The 21,560-nt window shown below is 60.9% G+C and carries 20 protein-coding genes; 19 read left to right on the top strand and 1 reads right to left on the bottom strand.

The window, feature by feature from the left end:
- The first annotated feature begins 10 nt into the window (after positions 1 to 10).
- The 19 genes from wecB to GFC01_RS14065 all read left to right on the top strand — a co-directional run bounded on the left by wecB (position 11) and on the right by GFC01_RS14065 (position 20,428).
- Positions 11 to 1,189, top strand: coding sequence for a non-hydrolyzing UDP-N-acetylglucosamine 2-epimerase (wecB, locus tag GFC01_RS14155; protein ID WP_152947822.1), 1,179 nt, complete (start codon positions 11 to 13; stop codon positions 1,187 to 1,189).
- Positions 1,190 to 1,499: 310 nt separating this feature from the next.
- On the top strand, positions 1,500 to 1,730 hold the full coding sequence (locus GFC01_RS14150; RefSeq protein ID WP_152947821.1) for an AtpZ/AtpI family protein: 231 nt from the start codon (positions 1,500 to 1,502) through the stop codon (positions 1,728 to 1,730).
- A 6-nt stretch (positions 1,731 to 1,736) separates the two neighbouring features.
- Positions 1,737 to 2,165, top strand: coding sequence for an ATP synthase subunit I (locus tag GFC01_RS14145; RefSeq protein ID WP_194174964.1), 429 nt, complete (start codon positions 1,737 to 1,739; stop codon positions 2,163 to 2,165).
- A 15-nt stretch (positions 2,166 to 2,180) separates the two neighbouring features.
- On the top strand, positions 2,181 to 2,924 hold the full coding sequence (atpB, locus tag GFC01_RS14140) for a F0F1 ATP synthase subunit A (RefSeq protein ID WP_423244398.1): 744 nt from the start codon (positions 2,181 to 2,183) through the stop codon (positions 2,922 to 2,924).
- A 77-nt stretch (positions 2,925 to 3,001) separates the two neighbouring features.
- The gene (atpE, locus tag GFC01_RS14135) at positions 3,002 to 3,238 is read left to right on the top strand and encodes a F0F1 ATP synthase subunit C (protein ID WP_152947819.1); all 237 of its coding nucleotides are present in this window, start codon (positions 3,002 to 3,004) and stop codon (positions 3,236 to 3,238) included.
- 102 nt (positions 3,239 to 3,340) lie between these two features.
- Positions 3,341 to 3,835: a F0F1 ATP synthase subunit B gene (gene atpF / locus GFC01_RS14130; protein WP_341474002.1), complete on the top strand. Its 495-nt coding sequence runs from the start codon at positions 3,341 to 3,343 to the stop codon at positions 3,833 to 3,835.
- Positions 3,829 to 4,371, top strand: coding sequence for a F0F1 ATP synthase subunit delta (locus GFC01_RS14125; protein ID WP_152947817.1), 543 nt, complete (start codon positions 3,829 to 3,831; stop codon positions 4,369 to 4,371). The genes atpF and GFC01_RS14125 overlap by 7 nt, the downstream gene beginning before the upstream one ends.
- A gap of 23 nt (positions 4,372 to 4,394) precedes the next feature.
- Entirely contained in the window at positions 4,395 to 5,930 is a 1,536-nt protein-coding gene (atpA, locus tag GFC01_RS14120) for a F0F1 ATP synthase subunit alpha (RefSeq protein WP_152947816.1), read from the top strand.
- A gap of 98 nt (positions 5,931 to 6,028) precedes the next feature.
- The gene (gene atpG, locus GFC01_RS14115) at positions 6,029 to 6,895 is read left to right on the top strand and encodes an ATP synthase F1 subunit gamma (RefSeq protein ID WP_152947815.1); all 867 of its coding nucleotides are present in this window, start codon (positions 6,029 to 6,031) and stop codon (positions 6,893 to 6,895) included.
- A gap of 96 nt (positions 6,896 to 6,991) precedes the next feature.
- Positions 6,992 to 8,395 (top strand): F0F1 ATP synthase subunit beta, encoded by a 1,404-nt coding sequence (atpD, locus tag GFC01_RS14110; RefSeq protein WP_152947814.1) that lies wholly within the window; start codon positions 6,992 to 6,994, stop codon positions 8,393 to 8,395.
- 1 nt (position 8,396) lies between these two features.
- Positions 8,397 to 8,798: a F0F1 ATP synthase subunit epsilon gene (locus tag GFC01_RS14105; protein WP_152947813.1), complete on the top strand. Its 402-nt coding sequence runs from the start codon at positions 8,397 to 8,399 to the stop codon at positions 8,796 to 8,798.
- 298 nt (positions 8,799 to 9,096) lie between these two features.
- Entirely contained in the window at positions 9,097 to 10,347 is a 1,251-nt protein-coding gene (murA, locus tag GFC01_RS14100; protein ID WP_152947812.1) for a UDP-N-acetylglucosamine 1-carboxyvinyltransferase, read from the top strand.
- Positions 10,348 to 10,491: 144 nt separating this feature from the next.
- The gene (gene spoIID / locus GFC01_RS14095; protein ID WP_152947811.1) at positions 10,492 to 11,538 is read left to right on the top strand and encodes a stage II sporulation protein D; all 1,047 of its coding nucleotides are present in this window, start codon (positions 10,492 to 10,494) and stop codon (positions 11,536 to 11,538) included.
- Positions 11,539 to 11,892: 354 nt separating this feature from the next.
- Positions 11,893 to 12,081, top strand: coding sequence for a hypothetical protein (locus GFC01_RS14090; protein ID WP_152947810.1), 189 nt, complete (start codon positions 11,893 to 11,895; stop codon positions 12,079 to 12,081).
- A 388-nt stretch (positions 12,082 to 12,469) separates the two neighbouring features.
- A complete protein-coding gene (gene spoIIID / locus GFC01_RS14085; protein ID WP_152947809.1) occupies positions 12,470 to 12,718 on the top strand; it encodes a sporulation transcriptional regulator SpoIIID in 249 nt (82 codons plus the stop codon).
- Positions 12,719 to 12,915: 197 nt separating this feature from the next.
- Entirely contained in the window at positions 12,916 to 13,956 is a 1,041-nt protein-coding gene (mreB, locus tag GFC01_RS14080) for a rod shape-determining protein (RefSeq protein ID WP_152947808.1), read from the top strand.
- A 316-nt stretch (positions 13,957 to 14,272) separates the two neighbouring features.
- Entirely contained in the window at positions 14,273 to 18,892 is a 4,620-nt protein-coding gene (locus tag GFC01_RS14075) for an S-layer homology domain-containing protein (protein ID WP_152947807.1), read from the top strand.
- A gap of 106 nt (positions 18,893 to 18,998) precedes the next feature.
- Entirely contained in the window at positions 18,999 to 19,796 is a 798-nt protein-coding gene (locus tag GFC01_RS14070; protein ID WP_152947806.1) for a hypothetical protein, read from the top strand.
- Between the two features lie 77 nt (positions 19,797 to 19,873).
- Positions 19,874 to 20,428, top strand: a complete 555-nt coding sequence (locus tag GFC01_RS14065) for a Uma2 family endonuclease (protein WP_341474001.1) — start codon at positions 19,874 to 19,876, stop codon at positions 20,426 to 20,428.
- Positions 20,429 to 20,741: 313 nt separating this feature from the next.
- Here GFC01_RS14065 and GFC01_RS14060 read toward each other — a convergent pair whose 3' ends face one another.
- Positions 20,742 to 21,446, bottom strand: a complete 705-nt coding sequence (locus GFC01_RS14060) for a DUF4349 domain-containing protein (protein WP_152947804.1) — start codon at positions 21,444 to 21,446, stop codon at positions 20,742 to 20,744.
- Positions 21,447 to 21,560 lie beyond the last annotated feature (114 nt).

Raw genomic sequence — 21,560 nt, 5'->3', positions numbered from 1 at the left:
GAGTTCCGTTATGCTCAAAATTCTCACCGTCTTCGGCACCAGGCCGGAGGCCATCAAAATGGCCCCCCTGATCAGGGAATTGCAGGGCCAGAGGGAACGGATAACCTGCCGGGTGGCCGTCACCGCCCAGCACCGGGAGATGCTGGATCAGGTGCTGGAACTGTTCCACATAGAGCCGGCCTACGATCTGGACATCATGGCCCCCGGCCAGAGCCTTTTTGATATCACCCGCCGGGCCCTTACCGGACTGGAACAGGTGCTGGCCGCCGAAGAACCGGACCTGGTGCTGGTCCACGGGGATACCACCACCACCTTTGTGGCCGCCCTGGCCGCCTTCTACCGCCAGATTCCCGTGGGTCACGTGGAGGCGGGGCTGCGTACCGGGAATAAATATTCTCCCTTCCCCGAAGAAATGAACCGCCACCTGACCGGCGTGGTGGCCGACCTGCACTTCGCCCCCACGGCCACCGCCCGGGCCAACCTGCTCCGGGAGGGCGTGGCCCCGGAGAAAATCTTTGTCACCGGAAACACGGTCATCGACGCCCTGCTGGCCACGGTGGATCCCGGTTACCGGTTCCATGACCCCATCCTGGAGAGTATAAACTACCGGGAAAGGCGGGTGCTTCTGGTCACCACCCACCGGCGGGAAAATCTGGGCGAGCCCATGCGGGATATCTACCTGGCCCTGCGGGACATCGTCACCGCCTATGATGACGTGGAAATAGTCTTTCCCGTCCACCGCAACCCGCGGGTAAGACAGGTGGTGCGGGAAGTGCTGGGAGAGCTGCCCCGGGTTCACCTGATCGAACCCCTCTCCTACCTGCCCTTTGTTCATCTGATGGACCGGTGTTATCTGGTTCTCACCGATTCCGGGGGTATGCAGGAGGAAGCCCCGGCCCTGGGCAAACCCGTGCTGGTGCTGCGCGACACCACCGAACGCCCGGAGGCGGTGGAGGCCGGCACCGTGCGCCTGGTGGGTACGGGCCGGCAGGCGGTCAGGGACGAAACCGCCCGTTTGCTGGACGACCCCGCCCACTACCGGCAGATGGCCGAAGCGGTGAACCCTTACGGGGACGGCCGGGCGGCCAGGCGTATCTGCCGGGCCATTCTCTACCACTTCGGCCTGGCCGCGGAACCGCCGGAGCCCTTTCAACCGTCCGGATTCTGCATAAAGGGATCGGCCCTTTAACCCCGTTGACCGGGGGCTTTCCCGGAAAGGAGCCGGCTTAAACCTCTCCTTTTCCAGACGTTTCAAGAAATGTTTTCCGTGGTGCAAAAAAGTCTTTTCCGGGTGAAGGAATAAGCGACTTTGTGTAGAAGAATACTTGTGATGAGTGTAACGCAGACGACAATAATCCGGTAAAAGTTGACAAAATCCCTTTGCCTGTCCGGAGTGCTGCCTCCCTGGGGCGGTAATAATAACAGAATGCCTGGAATAAAATAGCTGTGCTGGAAGCCGGGCAGATAAAACGGACCGGAAGGGGAAAGGGGATATCCGCATGGGCGAGCGGCGGGTGTGGGGTCGTGTCCTGTCCGCCATGGCCCTGACCACCACCATTGGCATGGAAATGGCCATTATGGTCACCGCCGGTTTTTACGGCGGGCGGTGGCTGGACCGCCAGTTTCATACGGAACCCTGGCTGATGACGGCGGGCATCCTGCTGGGCATGGCCGCCGGCATCTGGGGAGTCGTCCAGACAGTGGGGCGATTTTTTAAAAACGAGGAGTAAATGGTCATGCCTTCCCTACCGTCCATACCTGAACTGGATAACCAGTTGAAACGCACCCTGCGCATCACGGGGGGTTTGCTTGTCCTCACCGCCCTGGCCGTGGCGGCCAGTCCCCGGGACCCCCTGGCCTGGGGCCTGCTCCTGGGGCTTTTGACCGGCATGTACAATACCTATTCCCTGGCCCTGCGCATCGGGCGCCTGGGCGGCCTGTCCCGGCAGAGCGCCCGGGGTTACATGCGCCAGGGGCTGGTCATGCGCCTGGCCCTGGTGGCCGCGGTGGTCCTGGTGGCCGGACGGGTGACGGGGGTAAACATCCTCTGGCTGGGGGCGGGCATGCTGCTGGTCCCCTGCATTACCGCCGTGGACGCCGCCGTATTTGCCGCCCGGCAAAGCCGTTCCGAAGGGAAATATTTTTCTGAAATAGAAAAAATTTAAAAAAGAGGAGGTGAAATCGTGAAAAGCCTGGAACAGGTACACGAGGAGCTAAACGTCTGGGGGTTTCCCCACCACCCCTGGGAGTTCACCCTAGGCGGCACCCACGTCACCCTCAATCCCAAAACACTGATCATGACCTGGGTGGTCATGCTGCTGGTGATCCTTTTCACCGTATCGGCCACCCGCAACATGAACATGAAAAGGCCGGGCAAACTCCAGCTGATGGTGGAGGAGATCTTCCTCTTCCTGCGGGGCCTGGTGTTTGAAAACATGGACCCGCGCAAGGGTGCCGGTCTTATGTCCCTGATCTTCACCCTCTTTATCTTCCTTTTGTTCAGCAACCTCTGGGGCCTGGTTCCCACCATGCAGTCCCCCACCGCCGACGTAAACACCACCGCCGGCATGGCCATTATGGTCTTCTTCCTGGTGCAGTTCATGGGCTTGCGTTACAAAGGAGCCGGACACTTCAAGCACTTCCTGGAACCATTTCCCTTCTTCCTGCCACTGACTATCGTTGAAGAACTGGCCAAACCGGTAACCCTGGCCTTCCGTCTATACGGGAACATTTACGGCGGCGAGGTCCTCATAGCGGTGCTGCTTGGGCTGTTGGGCCTGAACACATTCTTCTTCGGCGGGTTTATTCCGTCGGTGGTCTGGCTGGCCTTCAGCATTTTCGTCGGTTTTATCCAGGCCTTTATTTTCACCATGCTCACCATTGCTTACATTTCGCAGGTGGTGCAGGAACACCATGAGCACTAACCCATTCACCGGCCAGTCATCTCATAAAAAGATACATTTCCGAAAAGTAGCATTTTAGGGAAAGGAGGGGAGAGTTTATGGAAGTAGGAGCTGCTGCTGCCCTCGGTACCTCTCTGGCCGTGGGACTGGCCGCCCTGGGCGCCGGCATCGGTGACGGTCTGGTCACCGGCCGCACGGTGGAATCCATGGCCCGTCAGCCGGAACTTAGAGGTAACCTGCTGACCACAATGTTCATCTCTGTGGGCTTGATCGAAGCCCTGCCCATCATCGCGGTGGTTATCGCCTTCATGCTGTTTGGTAAAATTGGTGGTTGATGCAGGAAACAGTGGGTGAAAGGTGGCATAGCAGGATGCGGGTCAACCTGCTATTGCCTTCCTTTTGCCCACGGCAGCGGGTAGAAGGAAGGAGGGGAACTGGTGGAAGCGCTGGGAATTAATTATACCCTGCTGGCCCAAATTATTAACTTTATTGTTTTATTAATCTTCCTTCGTTTGGTGGTTTACAAGCCGCTCGTTAATCTCCTGGAACAGCGTCAGCAATATATCGCCAGTAATGTGTCCGCTGCCGAAGAGGAGCGCAGGCAGGCCGAAGCCCTGCGGCAGCAGTACACGGCCGAAATGCAGAAGGCCCGCGAGGAGGCCCAGGCCATCATCCAGAATGCCACCAAAGCCGGCGAGGAAAAGGCCCAGCAAATTCTGGACGCCGCCAAGGCCGAGGCGCAGCGGATTAAAGAAAGCGCCCTGGAGGAGATTGCCCGGGAGAAGGAGAAAGCGGTTGCAGAATTGCGCAACCAGGTGGCGGACCTGTCCGTGCTGGTTGCCGGGAAGATTATCAACCAGACCATAACCCCCGAGATTCAGCACAACCTGATCAAGGAATTCATTGACGAGGCAGGGGGTCTGCCATGTTAAAAGGGGCGGTGGGCGCACGATACGCGGAAGCCCTTTATGATCTGGCCACGGCCGCGGGTCTGGTGGATCAGGTGGAGCAGGAACTGAAGACCGTTGACCGGATTATCAAAGAATCCCCCGATCTGCAGAAAGTGCTCTATCACCCCCGCATTACCCCTGCAGATAAAAAGGACGTTTTAAAGGGGCTTTTTGCCGGGAAAATAGCGCCGGTAACGGAGAATTTTCTCTTTTTACTGGTGGACAGGCAACGGGAAGCCTTCCTGGGGGACATTGTGGACCACTTTTCGCAAATGGCCAACCGGGCGCGGAACATCGTATCGGCCCGGGTGGCCAGTGCCGTGGAATTGTCCAAAGAAGAAAAGAAAAAGCTGGGCGAAGTGCTGGCCCGCATCACCGGTAAAAAGGTACAGACCACCTACAATGTGGATCCCGCCCTGCTGGGCGGAGTGGTGGTCCGCATCGGCGACCGGGTGATCGACGGCAGCCTGCGCACCCGCCTGGCCACGTTGCGAGAGCACCTCAGGCAAATAAGTTAATGCGATAGGGGTGAACCAGTAGAATGAATTTGCGACCGGAAGAGATCAGCTCGATCATTCGGCAGCAGATTGAAAAATACCAGGCGCAAATTGAAATGCGCGATGTGGGCACCGTAATCCAGGTGGGTGACGGTATCGCCCGGGTATACGGCTTGGAAGACTGCATGGCCATGGAGCTGCTGGAGTTTCCGGCCCCCACCGAGGGAGGAGAACCCACCCTGGGTATGGCCCTGAACCTGGAAGAGGATAACATCGGCTGTGTTTTGCTGGGCGCCTATACCCACATTAAAGAAGGGGATACGGTCAAACGCACCGGCCGCATCGCCTCCGTGCCCGTGGGCGATGCCCTCATCGGCCGGGTGGTCAACCCCCTGGGTCGGCCCCTGGACGGCAAGGGCCCCATCAACAGCAACAAGTACCGTCCCATTGAACGGATCGCCCCGGGCGTCATCACCCGCAAGCCGGTGCACCAGCCCCTGCAAACCGGCTTGAAGGCCATCGACTCCATGATTCCCATCGGCCGGGGACAGCGGGAATTGATCCTGGGCGACCGGCAAACCGGCAAGACGGCCATCGGCGTGGACGCCATCATCAACCAGAAGGGCAAGGACGTCATCTGCATCTACGTGGCCGTGGGCCAGAAGGCTTCCACCGTGGCCAACGTGATCCAGAAGCTCACCGACGAAGGGGCCATGGACTACACCATCATTGTGTCCGCCACGGCCTCCGACCCGGCGCCGTTGTTGTTCATCGCCCCCTTTGCCGGTGCGGCCATCGGCGAGGAATTCATGGAGCAGGGCAAACACGTGCTGATTATCTACGACGACCTTTCCAAGCAGGCCGTGGCCTACCGCGAGCTGTCGCTGCTGCTGCGGCGCCCGCCCGGCCGGGAAGCCTACCCCGGCGACGTGTTCAACCTGCACTCCCGCCTGCTGGAGCGGGCCTGCAAGCTGAATGACGACCTGGGCGGCGGTTCCCTGACGGCCCTGCCCATTATTGAAACCCAGGCCGGCGACGTCTCGGCCTACATTCCCACCAACGTCATCTCCATTACCGACGGCCAGATCTATCTGGAGCCGGACCTGTTCTACGCCGGTATCCGCCCGGCGGTGAACGTGGGCCTGTCCGTATCCCGGGTGGGCGGTGCCGCCCAGATCAAGGCCATGAAGCAGGTGGCCGGCCGGCTGCGCCTGGACCTGGCCCAGTACCGTGAACTGGCCGCCTTCGCCCAGTTCGGTTCCGACCTGGACAAGGCCACCCAGGCCCGCCTGACCCGCGGCCAGCGCATGGTGGAACTGCTCAAGCAGAAGCAGTACGCCCCCATGGATGTGCAGGATCAGGTTATGGTTCTTTACGCCGGGGTCAACGGCTATCTGGACGACCTGCCGGTGGAACAGGTGCTGCCCTTTGAAGAGCAGTTTTTAAACTACATGCACACCAGCCACCCCGATGTGGGCGAAGCCATTGCCAGGACCGGGGAACTGTCCAAAGAAACGGAAGAAAAACTGAAAGCGGCCCTGGCCGAATTCAAGAAGGGCTTTGCCGCCAAAATTGCGTAAGTCCCGGGGTAAATTCCCGGAAGGTTCGGGCAAAAACGGGAAGATGCCCCACCTTAAGGGTCGCTTTAAAGATGCACGCGAGGTGGTGAGAAGGATAGATGCCCAGTTTACGGGACTTGAGGCGTCGCATTAAGAGTATCAAGAGCACCCAGCAGATCACCAAGGCCATGAAGGCCGTGTCGGCGGCCAAGATGCGCCGGGCCCAGGATCAGGTGCTGTCCGCCCGGCCCTATGCCCGGCGCATGAAGGAAGTGCTGGGGCGGGTGGGCACCGCGGCCGGCGGGGTACAGCACCCCCTGCTGGAAGTGCGTGAGGCGCAGAAGGTGGCCTACGTGATCATTACCGCCGACCGGGGTCTCTGCGGCGGCTTTAACGCCAACCTGATCCGGAAAACGGCCCAGGAAATCAAAAACGTCAGCGGTGATCTGAGCCTGGTCTGTGTGGGGCGCAAGGGCCGGGATTACTTCCGCCGCCGGGGATACAGCATCGCCCAGCAGTACGTCGGCCTGGGTGAAACCATTAAAATAGAGCAGGCCCGGGAAATTGCCCGTTACCTCATGGAGCAGTACAGCCAGGGCACCTTTGACGCCGTTTACCTGGTGTACAGCGAGTTCGTAAACGTGCTGGTGCAGCGGCCCCGGGTGATCAAACTCCTGCCGGTGGAACCGCCGGAAGGACAGGAAAAGGAAGAGGGCAAACCCGGCCGGGTGGAATACATCTTCGAGCCTTCCGCGGAAAGCGTGCTGGCCGAGCTGTTGCCCATGTATGTGGAGAACATGATCTTCCACGGGCTGCTGGAATCCAAGGCCAGCGAGCACAGCGCCCGCATGACCGCCATGGACAACGCCACCAAGAACGCGGAAGACATGATCGCCCGGTTGACCCTGTCCATGAACCGGGCCCGCCAGGCCGCCATTACCAAGGAAATTTCCGAAATTGTGGGCGGCGCGGCGGCTCTGGAATAAGCGCGCCCCGCCGGAAGGATATTTCAGGGTAAGTTTTCAGTTGTACCGTTCGCCCGGTTATTATAGCTTTCGCGCGAAGGAGGTACGGAGTAGCTAATGAATGTTGGTCATATAGTACAGGTCATCGGCGTGGTGGTGGACGTCCGGTTTCCGCCCGGCCAGGTGCCCGACATCTATAACGCCCTGATCATCAAAAGGGAGGGGCAGGAAGACCTGACCCTGGAGGTGGCGCAGCACCTGGGCAACAACTGTGTGCGTACCGTGGCCATGTCCTCCACCGACGGCCTGGTGCGGGGCATGGAAGTGCTGGATACCGGGGCACCCATCACCGTTCCCGTGGGCCGGGCAGTGCTGGGCCGCCTGGTGGACGTGCTGGGTCACCCCATTGACGGCAAGGGAGAAATCAAGAGCGACCACCATTACCCCATTCACCGTCCCGCCCCCACCCTGGTGGAGCAGTCCACCCGGGCCGAGCAGCTGGAAACGGGCTTAAAGGTGGTGGACCTGCTGGTGCCCTTCTTGAAGGGCGGCAAGATCGCCATGTTCGGCGGCGCCGGCGTGGGCAAGACGGTTATCGTGATGGAGCTGATCAACAACATTGCCAAGCAGCACGGCGGTATCTCGGTGTTTGCCGGCGTGGGCGAGCGCACCAGGGAGGGCAACGACCTCTACCGGGAAATGACCGAGGCGGGCGTGCTGGATAAAACCATCATGGTCTTCGGCCAGATGAACGAGCCGCCCGGGTGCCGCCTGCGGGTGGGTCTCACCGGACTGTGCATGGCCGAATACTTCCGGGATGAGGAAGGGGCCGACGTGCTCCTGTTTATAGACAACATCTTCCGCTTCACCCAGGCCGGCTCCGAGGTTTCCGCTCTTTTAGGCCGGATGCCTTCGGCCGTGGGTTACCAGCCCACCCTGGCCACGGAAATGGGCCAGCTGCAGGAGCGCATCACCTCCACCATGAAGGGTTCGGTCACCTCGGTGCAGGCCGTGTACGTGCCTGCCGACGACCTGACCGACCCGGCACCGGCCACCACCTTCGCCCACCTGGACGCCACGGTGGTGCTTTCCCGGCAGATTGCCGAGCTGGGCATCTACCCGGCGGTGGACCCCCTGGATTCCACTTCCCGCATCCTGGACCCCCACGTGGTGGGTCAGGAGCACTACGAGGTGGCCCGGGGCGTGCAAAAGGTGCTGCAGCGCTATAAGGAATTGCAGGACATCATCGCCATCCTGGGGATGGAGGAACTCTCCGACGAGGACAAACTGATCGTGGCCCGGGCGCGGAAACTGCAGCGTTTCCTGTCCCAGCCCTTCCACGTGGCCGAGCAGTTCACCGGGCGGCCCGGTGTATACGTGTCCCTGAAGGAAACCATCCGGGGCTTCCAGGAAATCCTGGAAGGCAAGCACGACGACCTGCCCGAGGATGCCTTCTATATGGTGGGTACCATAGACGATGCGGTGGCCAAGGGGAAACAACTGTTAGAGGGAAGTGCATAACATGGCGGATAAAACCCAACGCCTGGAAATTGTCACTCCCGAGCGTAAGGTTTTCAGCGGTGATGTGCGCTTTGTGGTGGTGCCGGGCGTGGAAGGGGAGCTGGGCTTCCTGCCAGACCACGCCCCCCTGGTCAGCGCCCTGGCCATCGGTGTGGTCCGGGTGCAGCAGGAGGGTAAAACCTTCAAGGTGGCCATCAGCGGCGGTTTCGTGGAAGTGCGCAACAGCCGGGTGACCATCCTGGCCAGGACCGCCGAAAGGGAAGACGAAATCGACCGGGCGCGGGCCGAGGCGGCCAAAGCCAGGGCCGAGCAGCGCCTGGCCGCCAAAACGGCGGACATTGATGTGGTGCGGGCCGAACTGGCCCTGAAACGGGCCATGGCCCGGCTGAAGGCGGTCAGCTAATGTGCGGCTAATGTGCGGTAGAAAAACGGGCACGGTAAAGGTGCCCGTTTTTATATGCCCTTAAATAAGTTGATGGTTCTAACCGGCTGCTCCAGCCAGACCGGTGCGTTGGGGGACAGGCGCCATTCGTTCCGGTCACTCCCGGCCTACGGACCGGGCTAACCGGTGGACAATGTACTGGTCGAGGCTGACTCTTTCTTTCCTGTGCCGGGTTTTATAAGCGCGCCGGCAAAAGGTATGGACATGGTCGTTCCCGGCAATACTGGCAAATAAAGCCCATCTGTCGGGGAGTGTTACCTTGGAAACGCTGGTCATCCGCGGCGGGCGGACGGTGTCCGGGCGGGTGAGGGTGAGCCCGGCCAAGAACGCGGTGCTGCCCATCATCGCCGCCTCCCTGCTGGCCCGCACCCCCTCCCGCCTGGAGGAAGTGCCTGCCCTGGCCGACGTACGGACCATCTGTGCCGTTATTCGCCACCTGGGGGCTCAGGTGCGGGAGCAGGACGGCGGGCTGGTCATTGAACCTCCGTATGAACTCAACTGGGAGGCGCCCGAGGATCTGGTGCGGCGCATGCGGGCGTCCTTTCTGGTCCTGGGGCCTCTTTTGGCCCGGACGGGCCGGGCGCGTATCTCCGTGCCCGGCGGCTGCGCCATCGGCACCCGCCCCATCGACCTGCATTTGAAGGGTATTTCCCTGCTGGGGGCCACCATCACCCAGCGAAGGGGATACATTGAGGCCTGCGCCCCCCGGTTGAGGGGGAACCGCATTTACCTGGACTTCCCCAGTGTGGGAGCCACGGAAAATATCATGTGCGCCGCCGCCCTGGCCGCCGGGCAGACGGTCATTGAAAACGCCGCCGAGGAACCGGAGGTGGTGGACCTGGCCAACTTTTTAAACGCCATGGGCGCCCAGATTAAAGGGGCCGGTACCCGGGTAGTCCGCATCCAGGGAGTGGGTGAACTGTACGGCGCCACCTACAGTGTCATTCCCGACCGCATAGAGGCCGGCACCTTTTTGTTGACCGCGCCCATGGCCGGCGGCCAGGTGGTGGTGGAAAACGTTATCGCCGACCACTTAAAGCCGGTGGTGGCCAAGCTGAAAGAAGCGGGCGTTTCCGTGCAGGAGGAGGAAAACAGCATCCGGGTGGCCTCGGACGGGCAGTACCGGGCGGTGGACCTGAAAACCCTGCCCTACCCGGGTTTCCCCACGGACATGCAGCCCCAGTTCATGGCCCTGCTCGCCCGGGCCCGGGGCACCGCCGTGATCACGGAAACGGTATTTGAGAACCGTTTCATGCATGCGGCCGAGCTCAAACGCATGGGCGCCCGGATTACCGTGGTGGGCCGTACGGCCATAGTCCATGGAACGAAAGGGCTTACCGGCACCCGGGTTTGCGCCACCGACCTGCGGGCCGGCGCCGCCCTGGCCCTGGCCGCCCTATCTGCGGACGGCGAAACGCTGATTACCGGCCTGGAGCACATCGACCGGGGATACGCCGGTTTTGTGGAAAAGCTGCAGGACCTGGGAGTGGATATTAGCCGGCGGGGCTGACGGAGAACCGGGCCGGTTTAAAATACCCGTCCCCGGTTTTATCCGGGGCATGTCCCGGACCGGTCATGCATATACATCTGGTAGGGGACAGGTTATCCCGCCCGTATATGGTGCCGGTGGTAGCGGTTTGACTGAACAATTGCCATGGAGAGCCGGAAGTTTACTGCCCGCTCTTTCCGGCGTCCGACGGTGGAAGGGCGGCGGGCGGCAGGGGAGGTGGTACGGGTGCGCCGGCTGTTCCTGGGCGTTATCTGCCTGGTGGTTTTTCTCAACCTGGGCCTGCCCTGTCTGGTGAACCTGCTTTCACCGGTGCAGGTGCAGGCCAGGGATGCCCGGGTGCGCCTGTACCTCCACGGTACCGGTCAGGTCATGGAACTGCCCCTGGAAGATTATGTGGTTGGTGTGGTGGCCGCAGAGATGCCGGCCGCCTTTCCCCTGGAAGCCCTGAAGGCCCAGGCGGTGGCCGCCCGTACCTTTGTGGTGCGGCGCATGATGGGCGGGCCGGTCATAAACAGCGAGCACCCGGGGGCCGATGTGTGTGACGACCACAGGCACGGCCAGGCCTGGATCTCCCGGGAGGAAATGCACCGGCGCTGGGGCCCTTTACGTTTTTACGAATACTATTATAAAATCCGCCGGGCGGTGGATGAAACGAAGGGCCTGGTGATTACTTTTCAGGGGCAGCTCATAGAGCCGGCCTATCATGCCTCCTGCGGGGGGCGCGGCACGGAAAGTGCGGCGGCGGTCTGGCAGCAGGATCTGCCCTACCTTAAGGGAGCACCCTGCCCCTACGACACCGACACCCGGGCGGTGCAGAGCGTAAGCCTGCCCCTGGAGCAGGTGGACCGGGCCCTGGGCGTGCGGCTGGAGGCCGTGCCGGTGACCGGGGGTAGCGGTGGCCCTTTGCAGGTGCTGGAGAGGACACCGGCCGGGCGTCCGAAGTTAATCCGCATCGGTGACAAAAAGTTAAGTGCGGTGGAGGTGCGGGAGCGCCTGGGGTTGCGTTCCACCGATTTTACCATGGCCCTGACAGGCGGGCAGGTGGAGATTACCACCCGGGGTTACGGCCACGCCGTGGGCCTCTGCCAGTACGGGGCAAAGGGACTGGCCGAGCACGGCTATAACTTTGAGCGCATATTGCAACACTATTATACCGGCGTGGAACTGGTCCAGATGACGGGCAGGCGCTAAAACATGTTTGCTGAAACCGGTGGTTAAAATTAAGGATACGGCCCGCTGAACTGTCGCCGCACAGGTACTCTGCTTCTACCCCGGCATTGACTGATAGGAAAAATTTTTGATCCTCTGCTGGTGCCACTTTTTATGGGGCAGGGGTACCTGATGTAAAAATCCAGAATGCACAGCAGAACCGTGCCTCATATGACAGCAGCATGTGACAGCAGAACCGTCCCCTTGACACACCTGTGACAGCAGAACCGTCCCCTTGACACACCCGGCAGTCCCCTTGACACACCCGGCACCGCATAACAAACCTTTTTCCCGGCCAGAATACTCTTAAAGGTATTAATGGTGGGAGGGATTAAATTGTGGCCCTTTGGTGAACGCCTATCCGGGCAGGATCCGGTGGAAAAATACCGGCGGTGGCTGCGGCGGTGGCTTCTGGGTAGCTGGTTGCGCTATGCGGTGGTGAGCACGGTGGTGGTGGCCCTGGTGATGACCCTGCTCTGGGCTATTTTAAATACCTGGCGCCCCGTTGGACCTGCTCCGGGTTAAGGAAGTAAAGGGTTCGCCGGTGGAAGTGATGCAGTCCTTACCCGGGTGGGAGGGGGGCATTCTCAGCTGAAAAGCCAGCCATAGGGCTTCATCTTACGCCATGGCCGCCCGGTGAAGGTGGGTAGTGCGGCGCCCGGGCATGGTGCGGGGATCTTTTCCGGCAAAAGATGGCTGTAAACCGGCCCCGACGACAAAAAAGGTAAAACCGCGGCGTTGTTCCCCATGTGGTGGGAAAAGGTGAAAAACGTGGCGGAAAAACAGGCTGTCCGGGCCTTTGTTTTTGGTCATCCCGGCAAGCGGCAACTGGGGATTTTTTCTTTACCGCGCGGCATTTCCCCATCCCCGGCGCATATACATTTAATAGGTTTTGAGCCGGGGAGGTAGGGCGATGCAGGAATACATCCAGAAAAGGGTCCTGGATATCTGCGCCTATATCCTGGAAACCCAGGCCACCGTGCGCCAGGCGGCACAGGTGTTTCAGGTGAGTAAAAGCACCGTGCACAAGGATATGACCGAAAGGCTTCCCGCGTTAAACAAGCAACTGGCCCGGGAAGTGCGCAACATACTGGAACATAACAAGGCCGAACGCCATTTGAGGGGCGGGGAAGCCACCCGCAAAAAGTACAAAGAAACCTGAAATTTTTTCGGCCGGGCTAGAGGAATTTGCCTCCATATGTAGAAACATACCAATCATGCCTTCGGGAAAAAAGCCCGAATTATTGCTGTCCTTAATTGCCCTTAGAGCAACGGCGGGCCAGAATGGATGGTCTGCCGGGACGCGGATGCGGGACCGGGCATGGGCCTTAAGGCGATGGTGAAAGGAGAAACGCACGGATGCTCGGCCTGAATAACGATATTGGTATAGATCTGGGCACGGCCAACGTCCTGGTTTATGTGAAAGGAAAAGGCATCGTCTTGCGGGAACCTTCCGTGGTGGCCATTAATAAAGAGAATTCGCGGGTTATTGCCGTGGGCTCCGAGGCCAGGCGCATGCTGGGCCGCACGCCGGGAAACATTATCGCCACCCGCCCGTTGCGCAACGGGGTTATCGCCGACTATGAAGTGACGGAAAAAATGCTGCGCCATTTCCTGAATAAGGCCGGTGGGAAGAGGGGCCTATTCCGCCCCCGGGTAATGGTCTGCATTCCCTCCGGCGTAACCAGCGTGGAAGAGCGGGCCGTGCGCCAGGCCGCTGTTCAGGCCGGTGCCCGCCAGGCCTACGTCATCGAAGAACCCCTGGCGGCCGCCCTGGGAGCCGGGCTGGACATTTCCGAGCCCAGCGGTACCATGGTGGTGGATATCGGCGGCGGTACCACCGATGTGGCCGTCCTCTCCCTGGGCGGGGTGGTTTGCAGTTGCTCCCTGCGGGTGGGGGGAGATAAGTTTGACGAAGCTATCGTGCGCTATGTGCGGCGGGTGTTCAACCTGGCCATTGGCGAGCGCAGCGGTGAGGAAATAAAAATGGCTGTAGGGAGCGCCGATCCCGAGTGCTCACCGCGCCAGGAAATGGAAATACGGGGAAGGGATCTGGTTTCCGGTTTGCCCCGGGCGGAGGTGATCACCACCTACCAGGTGCACGAAGCCATCGCCGAAAACCTGGAGGCGGTGGTGGGAGCGGTAAAGGAAGTGCTGGAACACACGCCGCCGGAGCTGGCCGCCGATATCGTGGACAAGGGGATCGTCCTTACCGGCGGCGGGGCGCTGCTCCACGGCATAGATACGCTGCTCAGCCGGGAAACGGGGGTGCCGGTTTACCTGGCGGAGGATCCCCTCTCCTGTGTGGCCCTGGGCACCGGCCGGGCATTGACCATGTTAAACGTCCTTTCCGACACTTCCCGCCGGAAAAAACCACTGGTTCTGAAAAAAAGCAGTTAACCAGGAAAAACGGGTGGCCGCCTTTTAATTGCCCGACGGCAGAAAAGGTGGCCGTCCTTTTTTATGGGCGCATTCTATCGGTGAAAAATTTTTTCCAGGCGTGAAACATTTTCGCCCTTTCCACCGTCTATATTCTAAAGAATCATTCCGGTTGAAAAACGTTCTCCGGCATGGCAATTAGTTAAAAGAATTAAGGAATTTTTCCTGACGGCAGGAAAAGCCGGATCTGTGTCGAATTATCATTTCTTGTAGAGGCAGGAAACAACCTGCTCTTCTGGTGTTATACACCAATGACCATATATAAGGGGAGCGTAGAATGGGCAAATGGTTGCGGCGCTACCAGTGGCCGGTAACGCTGTTACTTCTGGCGGCACTCATCTGCGGAGCGGGCTTTGGTATTTTTAGCCTGGTAACCGGGGCAGGGGGGCAGGGAACAAAAAACCTGGCCAATGCCGGACCGCCGTCTGGCCCCGCCGGTGGTCACCGGGAGGAAACCGGCGCCGCCCGGGACGACCGGGGGCTGTACATGGTAACTTTTAAACAATATCCCGGCGCGGCGGAATGGGAGAGCCTGGGCCGGCTGGTTGAAAAGGGCGATTTCACCGCCGCAGGGGCGCTGCTGGTGCGTTGCCCCGCCGGCCAGGCGGAGGCTGTGGCAGCCCTGCCCTTTGTACGGGAGGTAAGGCTCTATACAACGGACGATAAATTAAAAACGCTGGTACATAACGGTTTTTTTGAGGGAATAAAAGATGCGGCACAGCCGGCGGCGCAGGACGCGTCCGGTGCCGGCCGGATGGAGGGAACGCCCCGGGAGCAAGCTGACGCGAAAACAGGTGCAGGGGCGGTGAACGGGGGAACCGGCACGGCGGCAGCGGTTGAAAATGGCGGCCCTGCTCCCGGCAAAGGGGAACAGGTTACCGTTAATCTGGTGGTCTTTCAACCCGGGGATAAACAATCCCTGGCCGCCCTGGTGGGCTCCGCCGGCGGGCGGGTGCTGCGGGGATTGGAAGAAGAGGGAAAAGTGCTGCGTGTGCAGTTGCCCCGGGCCGGGCTTGAGGCGCTGGCCGCCTCGCCCCTGGTGGTGCAGGTGGAACCTTTCACCGCCCCCGGTTTCCTGAACGACCGGGCGGCGGCCATCGTGGGGGCGGCCCCCCTGCAGGCTCCAAACTTCGTGGCTCCCGCCGGGTTGAACGGTGACGGGCAGGTGGTGGCCCTGGCCGACAGCGGCCTGGGCAACGGCGACCCGGACAACCCCCACCCGGACCTGCAAAATGTGCCCGGACGGAAGCCGAAAATAATTATGCTCAAATCCTGGGCCGGGCGGGATAGGGCCGACGATCCGGTGGGGCACGGCACCCACATGGCGGCCACCGTGGCGGGCACCGGCGCCGCCTCCGGGGGAAAATTCGCCGGACTGGCGCCGGGAGCCAGCATATATTTCGAAGGCATCCTGAATAAGGAAGGGAAGATCGATCCCCCGGCGGATCTGACCGCCCTCTTCCGCCCCGCCTATGCGGCGGCCGCCCGCATCCACGTGGACGGCTGGGGCGCGCCTGTAAACGCCTATTTAAGCGGCGCCGCCCGCACCGACGCCTTTGTGCGGGAGCACCCGGACTTCCTGGTCATCTTCGGCGCCGGTAACTCCGGCCCGGCCGCCGGCACCATCACCGCCGAGGCCAACAGCAAGAACGCCCTGGTGGTGGGGGCCAGTGAAAGTGTGCGTCCCACCTTTGGTCCATACAGCGACAATGCGGATGAAGTGGCCTCCTTTTCCAGCCGGGGACCGGCCCGGGACGGGCGTATACGTCCCGATCTGGTGGCGCCGGGGACGGGCATCATCTCCGCCCTTTCTCCCCTGGTGAAAGGCAATTTCCCGGCCAATCCCCGGTACACCCGGCTGCAGGGCACCAGCATGGCCGCGGCGGTGGCCGGCGGGGCGGCGGCTTTACTGCGGCAGTATTTTCAGCAAAGGGGGGTGGCGGACCCCCCGGCGGCGCTGCTCAAGGCGGCGCTGATCAACGGTGCCGATCCCTTGAACCAGGCCGGGGCCGGGTTCGGGCGGTTGGACCTGACCGCCACGGTGCTGGGCCTGCAGGAAAAAGGCTTTCTATACGCCAATGAATCCACACCCCTGGTACAGGGAGAACAAAGGGTTTATCGCTTTATGGTGGAGGATACCTCCCGTCCCTTTAAGGCCACCCTGGCCTGGACCGACCCGCCGGCTGAAGCGGGGGCGCCCCGGGCGCTGGTCAATGACCTGGACCTGGTGGTCATCGGCCCGGACGGAAAGGAATACCCGGGAAACGACACCGGCCAGGGCCGGCGGGATGATTTAAACAATGTAGAGCAGGTGCTTATTCCCCATCCCGTCAAGGGTGCCTATACGGTCAGTGTGCGGGCCGCCGCCATACGCCGGGGCGTGGGGCCGGGAACGCAGCCCGGGCAGGACTTCGCCCTGGTTTACGGCCAGCCCCTGGCTAAAAAGATCATTGCCGCCGCTGATGAAAAGAGCGGCCAGGTCCGCTTTACCGACGGCAGCACGACCCTGTTCCCCGGTCAGGGTCATATCGCCCTGGGCAGTAAAGCTCCACCCTGGAGCGTAAACCACGCCCTGCCCGGGGCGGAAGTCTACCTGTCGGATAACCGCAGCCTGCTGTACCTGGTGGGCGGCGTCTGGCGGCAGAACGCCGCGGAACTGCTGCCCCTGGCTGCCGGCCCTTTGCTCCAGGAGGTCAATCCCGGCAGCCGGGAAGGGGGTTTTTACCTGGACGGGCGGGCCACGGAGCCTTTGTGGGTGAACGACAAGCCGGCCGGCATGCGGGACATTCCCCCGGGGGTGCGCCTGTGGGCTTCCATAAATCCCACCACCCAGAAGGCCTGGCGGGTGTGGTCCTGGTACCAGGAAAAGAGCGGCGTTATCGAACGGGTGGACGGGGAAAACCGGCAGGTTTACCTGCTGGGCGAGCAAAAACCCTATAAACTGGCCGCCGATGTGGCCTATGCCTTTGACGATCACATTCAAAATGCCAGTCCGGAGGATTTACCCTATGGCTGGCCGGTGAGCGGGGAAACGTTCCAGCCGGCGCCGGGGATGAAGGTGCGGCTGATGCTTTCCCGGTCCGGGGATGAAGTGGTTTACCTGGCGGTGCAGCGCGACCTGGCCGTGGGTACGGTGGAATCCCTGGACAAGGGCGCGGAAGAGTTGAAACTGCTGGGAGGGGGGCGCTACCGGCTGATGCCCGGTATGCCGGTTACCCTGGACGGGAAGCCGGCCGCCCTCAAAGAGATCCGTCCGGGAGATCACGTTTCCCTGCTCCTGGCCGGGGAACAGGGGATTACCCTGAACGCCTGGCGGAGGGTGTGTTACGGCCAGCTGGTTTTTTATAAAGAAACAAACCATACCATTCTGCTGGTGGACGATCGCAACCAGATGCGCACCCTGGAGGTGGATCCGTCCGTCCAGTTTTTCCGCTGGGGCAGACCCGGCGAGCCTTCATCCCTGCTGCCGGGCGACTGGATGCGGTTGACCCTGGACGGAGAAGGGAAAAAAGTGGTGCGGGTGGATATGGCCGAAGTGGCCGGGGGAGGTACGGCCATTCTGGCGGAGTTGAACACGGACCGGGGAATGGTGGAACTCTCCGGCGGACAGCGGGGCCGCCTGACCACCCGCAGCCTGATCACCAAAAACGGCTACCCGGTACGACCTGAAGACCTGCGCCCCGGGGAAGAGGTGGAATTCACCATCCTTTCTTCCTCTGAAGGGGAAACGGGCGTGGTGGCCGTCTTAAAGGCCCGCACCCGGGAAGGTGTACCGGCACCGGCCCTGCAGGCGCACGTCCGCCTGCAGAACGGCGCCCTGGTGGTGGCGGGAACCACCACGGGCACCGGAGTGTATATTTATGCCCGGGAAGGGGATTTCGTGCGGGCGGTTCCCGACGGACGGGGAAATTTTGCCGCCAAAGTGGCCGGGGCCGCCGGTGATACGCTGCAGCTGGTGGCGGTGGATGGGCGGACCGGTGGGGTGGCCGGACAATACCTCACCGTTCCGGAAGAACCATTTGCCGATATCCGGGGCCACTGGGCGGAAAAGGAAGTAACGGGGCTGGCGGAAAGGGGTTTGCTGAACGGTTATCCGGACGGAAACTTTTATCCGGAGAAAACCGTCAGCCGGGCCGAGTTCACCGTCATGCTGGTGCGCGCCCTGGGGTGGAAGGATGGCGGCGGCGGGAGCCCGGATGCCGGAACGGCCCCGGCGGCAAAGGAGGAGCAGGCCGCCACTTTGGGGACCGCCCCTTCCGGCAAGGACTCCCCGGCACCGGCAGCTTCTTCCGGTGCGGCCGCCCCTGCGGGCAGGAGCGGTATTACCGGCGCCGCATCCATGGGTGGTGAAACACTGCCCGTAATTGGCAATCATTTGCTCGGTACAGGTACCGCAGCAGAGCCCGGTTCCGGGGCGGCCCTCAACGGCAGGCAAACCGGATCCGCCCTGCCCCCGGACCTGCCATCCTGGGCGGCCGGGGATATACGCCTGGCCCTTGCCCGGGGCATTGTTTACGGCTACCCCGACGGCACCTTTAAGCCGGACCGGCCCGTCAGCCGGGCGGAGGCGGCCTGCATCCTGGACCGGGTGCTGCCGGTGGCCGGACCGGCCGGTGTGGCGGCAGGCAACCCTGCAGCCGCCGGCTCCGGGGATTCTCCTGCCGCCACCGGGAAAACGGCAGTCACGGCGGCAGACGGATCCGGATCTTTGGCAGCTGCCTACCGGGACTGGCCGGCCGTACCCTCCTGGGCCCGGGGAGCGGTGGGGCGGGTAACGGCGTCGGGATTGATGGGCGGCTACCCAGGCGGCCTCTTTGCCCCGGACGAGCCCCTGACCCGCGCCCAGGCGGCGGTGCTTGTGTGGCGGTTGCTGGCGCTGATTAAAGCCGCCGGGTGAGACCCGATCCGCCGTCAAAATAGTTTTGCAATAAACAAACGCCCGTGATAAGATTGGATTGAGGTAAAATGGTTGGCTGAAAAGCCAAGTCCTTTGGAAAGGAGGCATGGCCCGAGTGAGCACGGCGGCCCAGAGATTAAGCGCACTGGAAAAGGCCATGATGGAACTGGCGTACGAATCCAGGCTTACCGAAATAAAACTAAAACAGCTGGCGGAAGGTATGGAAGAATTTAAAGCGGAGATGAGGGTTTTTAAAGATGAGATGAAGGCCTTTAAAGACGAGATGAAAGACTTCAAAGACGAGATGAGGGTTTTTCAAGACGAGATGAAGGCCTTTAAAGACGAGATGAAGGACTTCAAAGACGAGATGAGGGGGTTCAAAGACGAGATGAAGGACTTCAAAGACCAGACGTTGTCTTTCCAGGAAAAGGTGGATGCTTATATAGCTGAAAGCAAGGCCTCCAGGGACGAGATGAACAAAAAATGGGGGGAACTGGCCCGGAAAATGGGTACCCTCATTGAAGACATTTTTGTGCCCTCCCTGGACCTGGCCATAGAAAAATACTTCCACGTGGCCGTAAAAGACGTGATGCCCCGCCGGAAGATCCGCCGGGATGGCCAGACCTTCGAGGTAGATATCCTGGCCCTGGCCGGGGAACTGGCCTTTGTGGTGGAGGTAAAGGCTTCCCCCAACCGGGTGGAGTACGTGCACGATTTCGTGGAAAAGCTGGAAAAACTGCCCCGGTTCATCCCGGAACTGAAGAGTTGTCAGGTTATACCCATATACGCCGCCCTGGATATGGCGGAAAACACTGTAAACCTGCTCACCAAAAAGGGCATCTACGCCATGGTGGTGCGGGGGGACATCCTGGAAATAGTAAACTTTCATGAGATCGGGCGCTAAATCCCATAACCCCTTTTAAAAGCTGGAATCTGGGGCTGTCCGGTGGTTCTACTGCTATGATACGAGGGGGGACGGAAGTGGAAGGCTTAATCATAAAGAGCGACCGCCGGTACACTTACGCAGATTACCTGAAAATGGATGATGACCGCGATTACGAAGTTGTCGGGGGTAGGTTGATCATGGTCCCCAGGCCGCGACCACGCCACCAGAAGATAGTCGGTCGTTTTTTTGCCGTTCTGGAGAACTATTTCCGGCAGACTGCCGCGGGGGAAGTATATATAGATGTGGACGTGCTTTTTGGCGACCAGGTGGTGTCCCCCGACCTGGTGGTTGTTTTAAAAGACCGGCTTTCCATTGTCCAGGAAACCAATATCAGCGGCGCCCCGGACCTGGTGGTGGAAGTTCTCTCCCCATCCACGGCCAAGTACGACCGCAAGGAAAAAAGCCAGCTGTATTATGACAGCGGCGTGCAGGAATACTGGCTGGTGGATCCGTCCCTGCAGCTGATCGAAGTGTATGAGCGCGGCGAGAAGAATTGGAACCGCAGCGGGATTTACGACGAAGAAGATACCCTGATTTCCCCGCTTCTGCCGGGGCTGCAGGCGGCATTGCGGGATATTTTCAGCGAATAGCCCGTTCATCGGGGGCTGACTTTTTCTGCCGTGGTATCACCCCAGCGGCGCGCCTTGATAACAGTGGGCAGTAATCATGCCGTATACTAGGGCACCGTCAATTGCGGCGCAGGTGCAGTTACATCAGGTTTGAAACCCAAAAACGAAAGCCCCGTTAATGGTGACGGGACTTTATTGATTTCTGCTTTAGATAACCATATACGGGTTTAACTATCATTTTGCGGTGAAACCTAAAGTTGACGTTATAGGCAGTGGCATGGCGTGCCCCTGCAAGGCCTTTATCTCCGGCTTAATGCTTCGTTAGGCCATATATCTACTGCTGCAGCCACACCACCACCACCTGCCGGCCCGCTTCCGCGTCCCATGTGGACAGCTGTTGCTCCAGTTCCCGGATCTGCCGGTCCAGGTCGGCCTTCTCGGTGTCGCTGCCCGCAGTGTTGCGCCGGGCGATCAGGTCCCGGTAATGGTCCAGGCTGGCGGCGAACTGCTGGGAGATATCCTGCCGGCTGTACTGCCGGTCCACCACCCGGCCCAGCCCGGCCGCCACGGCGGTGAAGGAACTGGCCCGTTCCGCCGGGACCACGAAACGCAAGATCTCCACCGTATGCCCATCCACCTGCTGTCGGCCGAAACTCTGGTACGGCAGCCCGGCGGATTCCGCCAGCAGCGCCTTTCTGGCCGCCGCCAGGTCGGCCACCTGCACCTTTAACAGGGTGCTTTCTATGCTGCGGGGCTGGTTTAAGAACACACGCGGTGTGAGGTTGTCGCTGGCGCGGCTATCACCCTCATGAGCGGGACTGCCGTCCTGCCGCTCATTTCTCCCGGGCCCTCCGGCGGGTACCTGCCCGTTATCCGTTCCCGGCCGGTTGTTGCCGGCGGAATCTCCGGCGGCAGCCCGGCCATCAGCGCCCGGGCTGCCATGTTTGCCGCCTGTATCCGGGGACAGTGCCGGGGTGCCGGTGTCCTGCGGCCCACCCTGCTCCGCAGGCGGGGCCTCCCGCCCCTGTCTCTTATACACCTCTCCGAGCCCACGAGACTAGCGCTCATGTCGTATGCCGTCTTTTGCTTGAAAAAAAAAAAAAAAATCTCAAGATTACATATTTTATAACTCATGGAAAGAAGCTTAAACTGT

The sequence above is a fragment of the Desulfofundulus thermobenzoicus genome (assembly GCF_009428905.1).
GTDB classification, from domain to species: Bacteria; Bacillota; Desulfotomaculia; order Desulfotomaculales; family Desulfovirgulaceae; genus Desulfofundulus_A; species Desulfofundulus_A thermobenzoicus.
The sequence above is the reverse complement of the archived record's forward strand: the minus strand, read 5'-3'. Positions and strand labels throughout refer to the sequence as shown.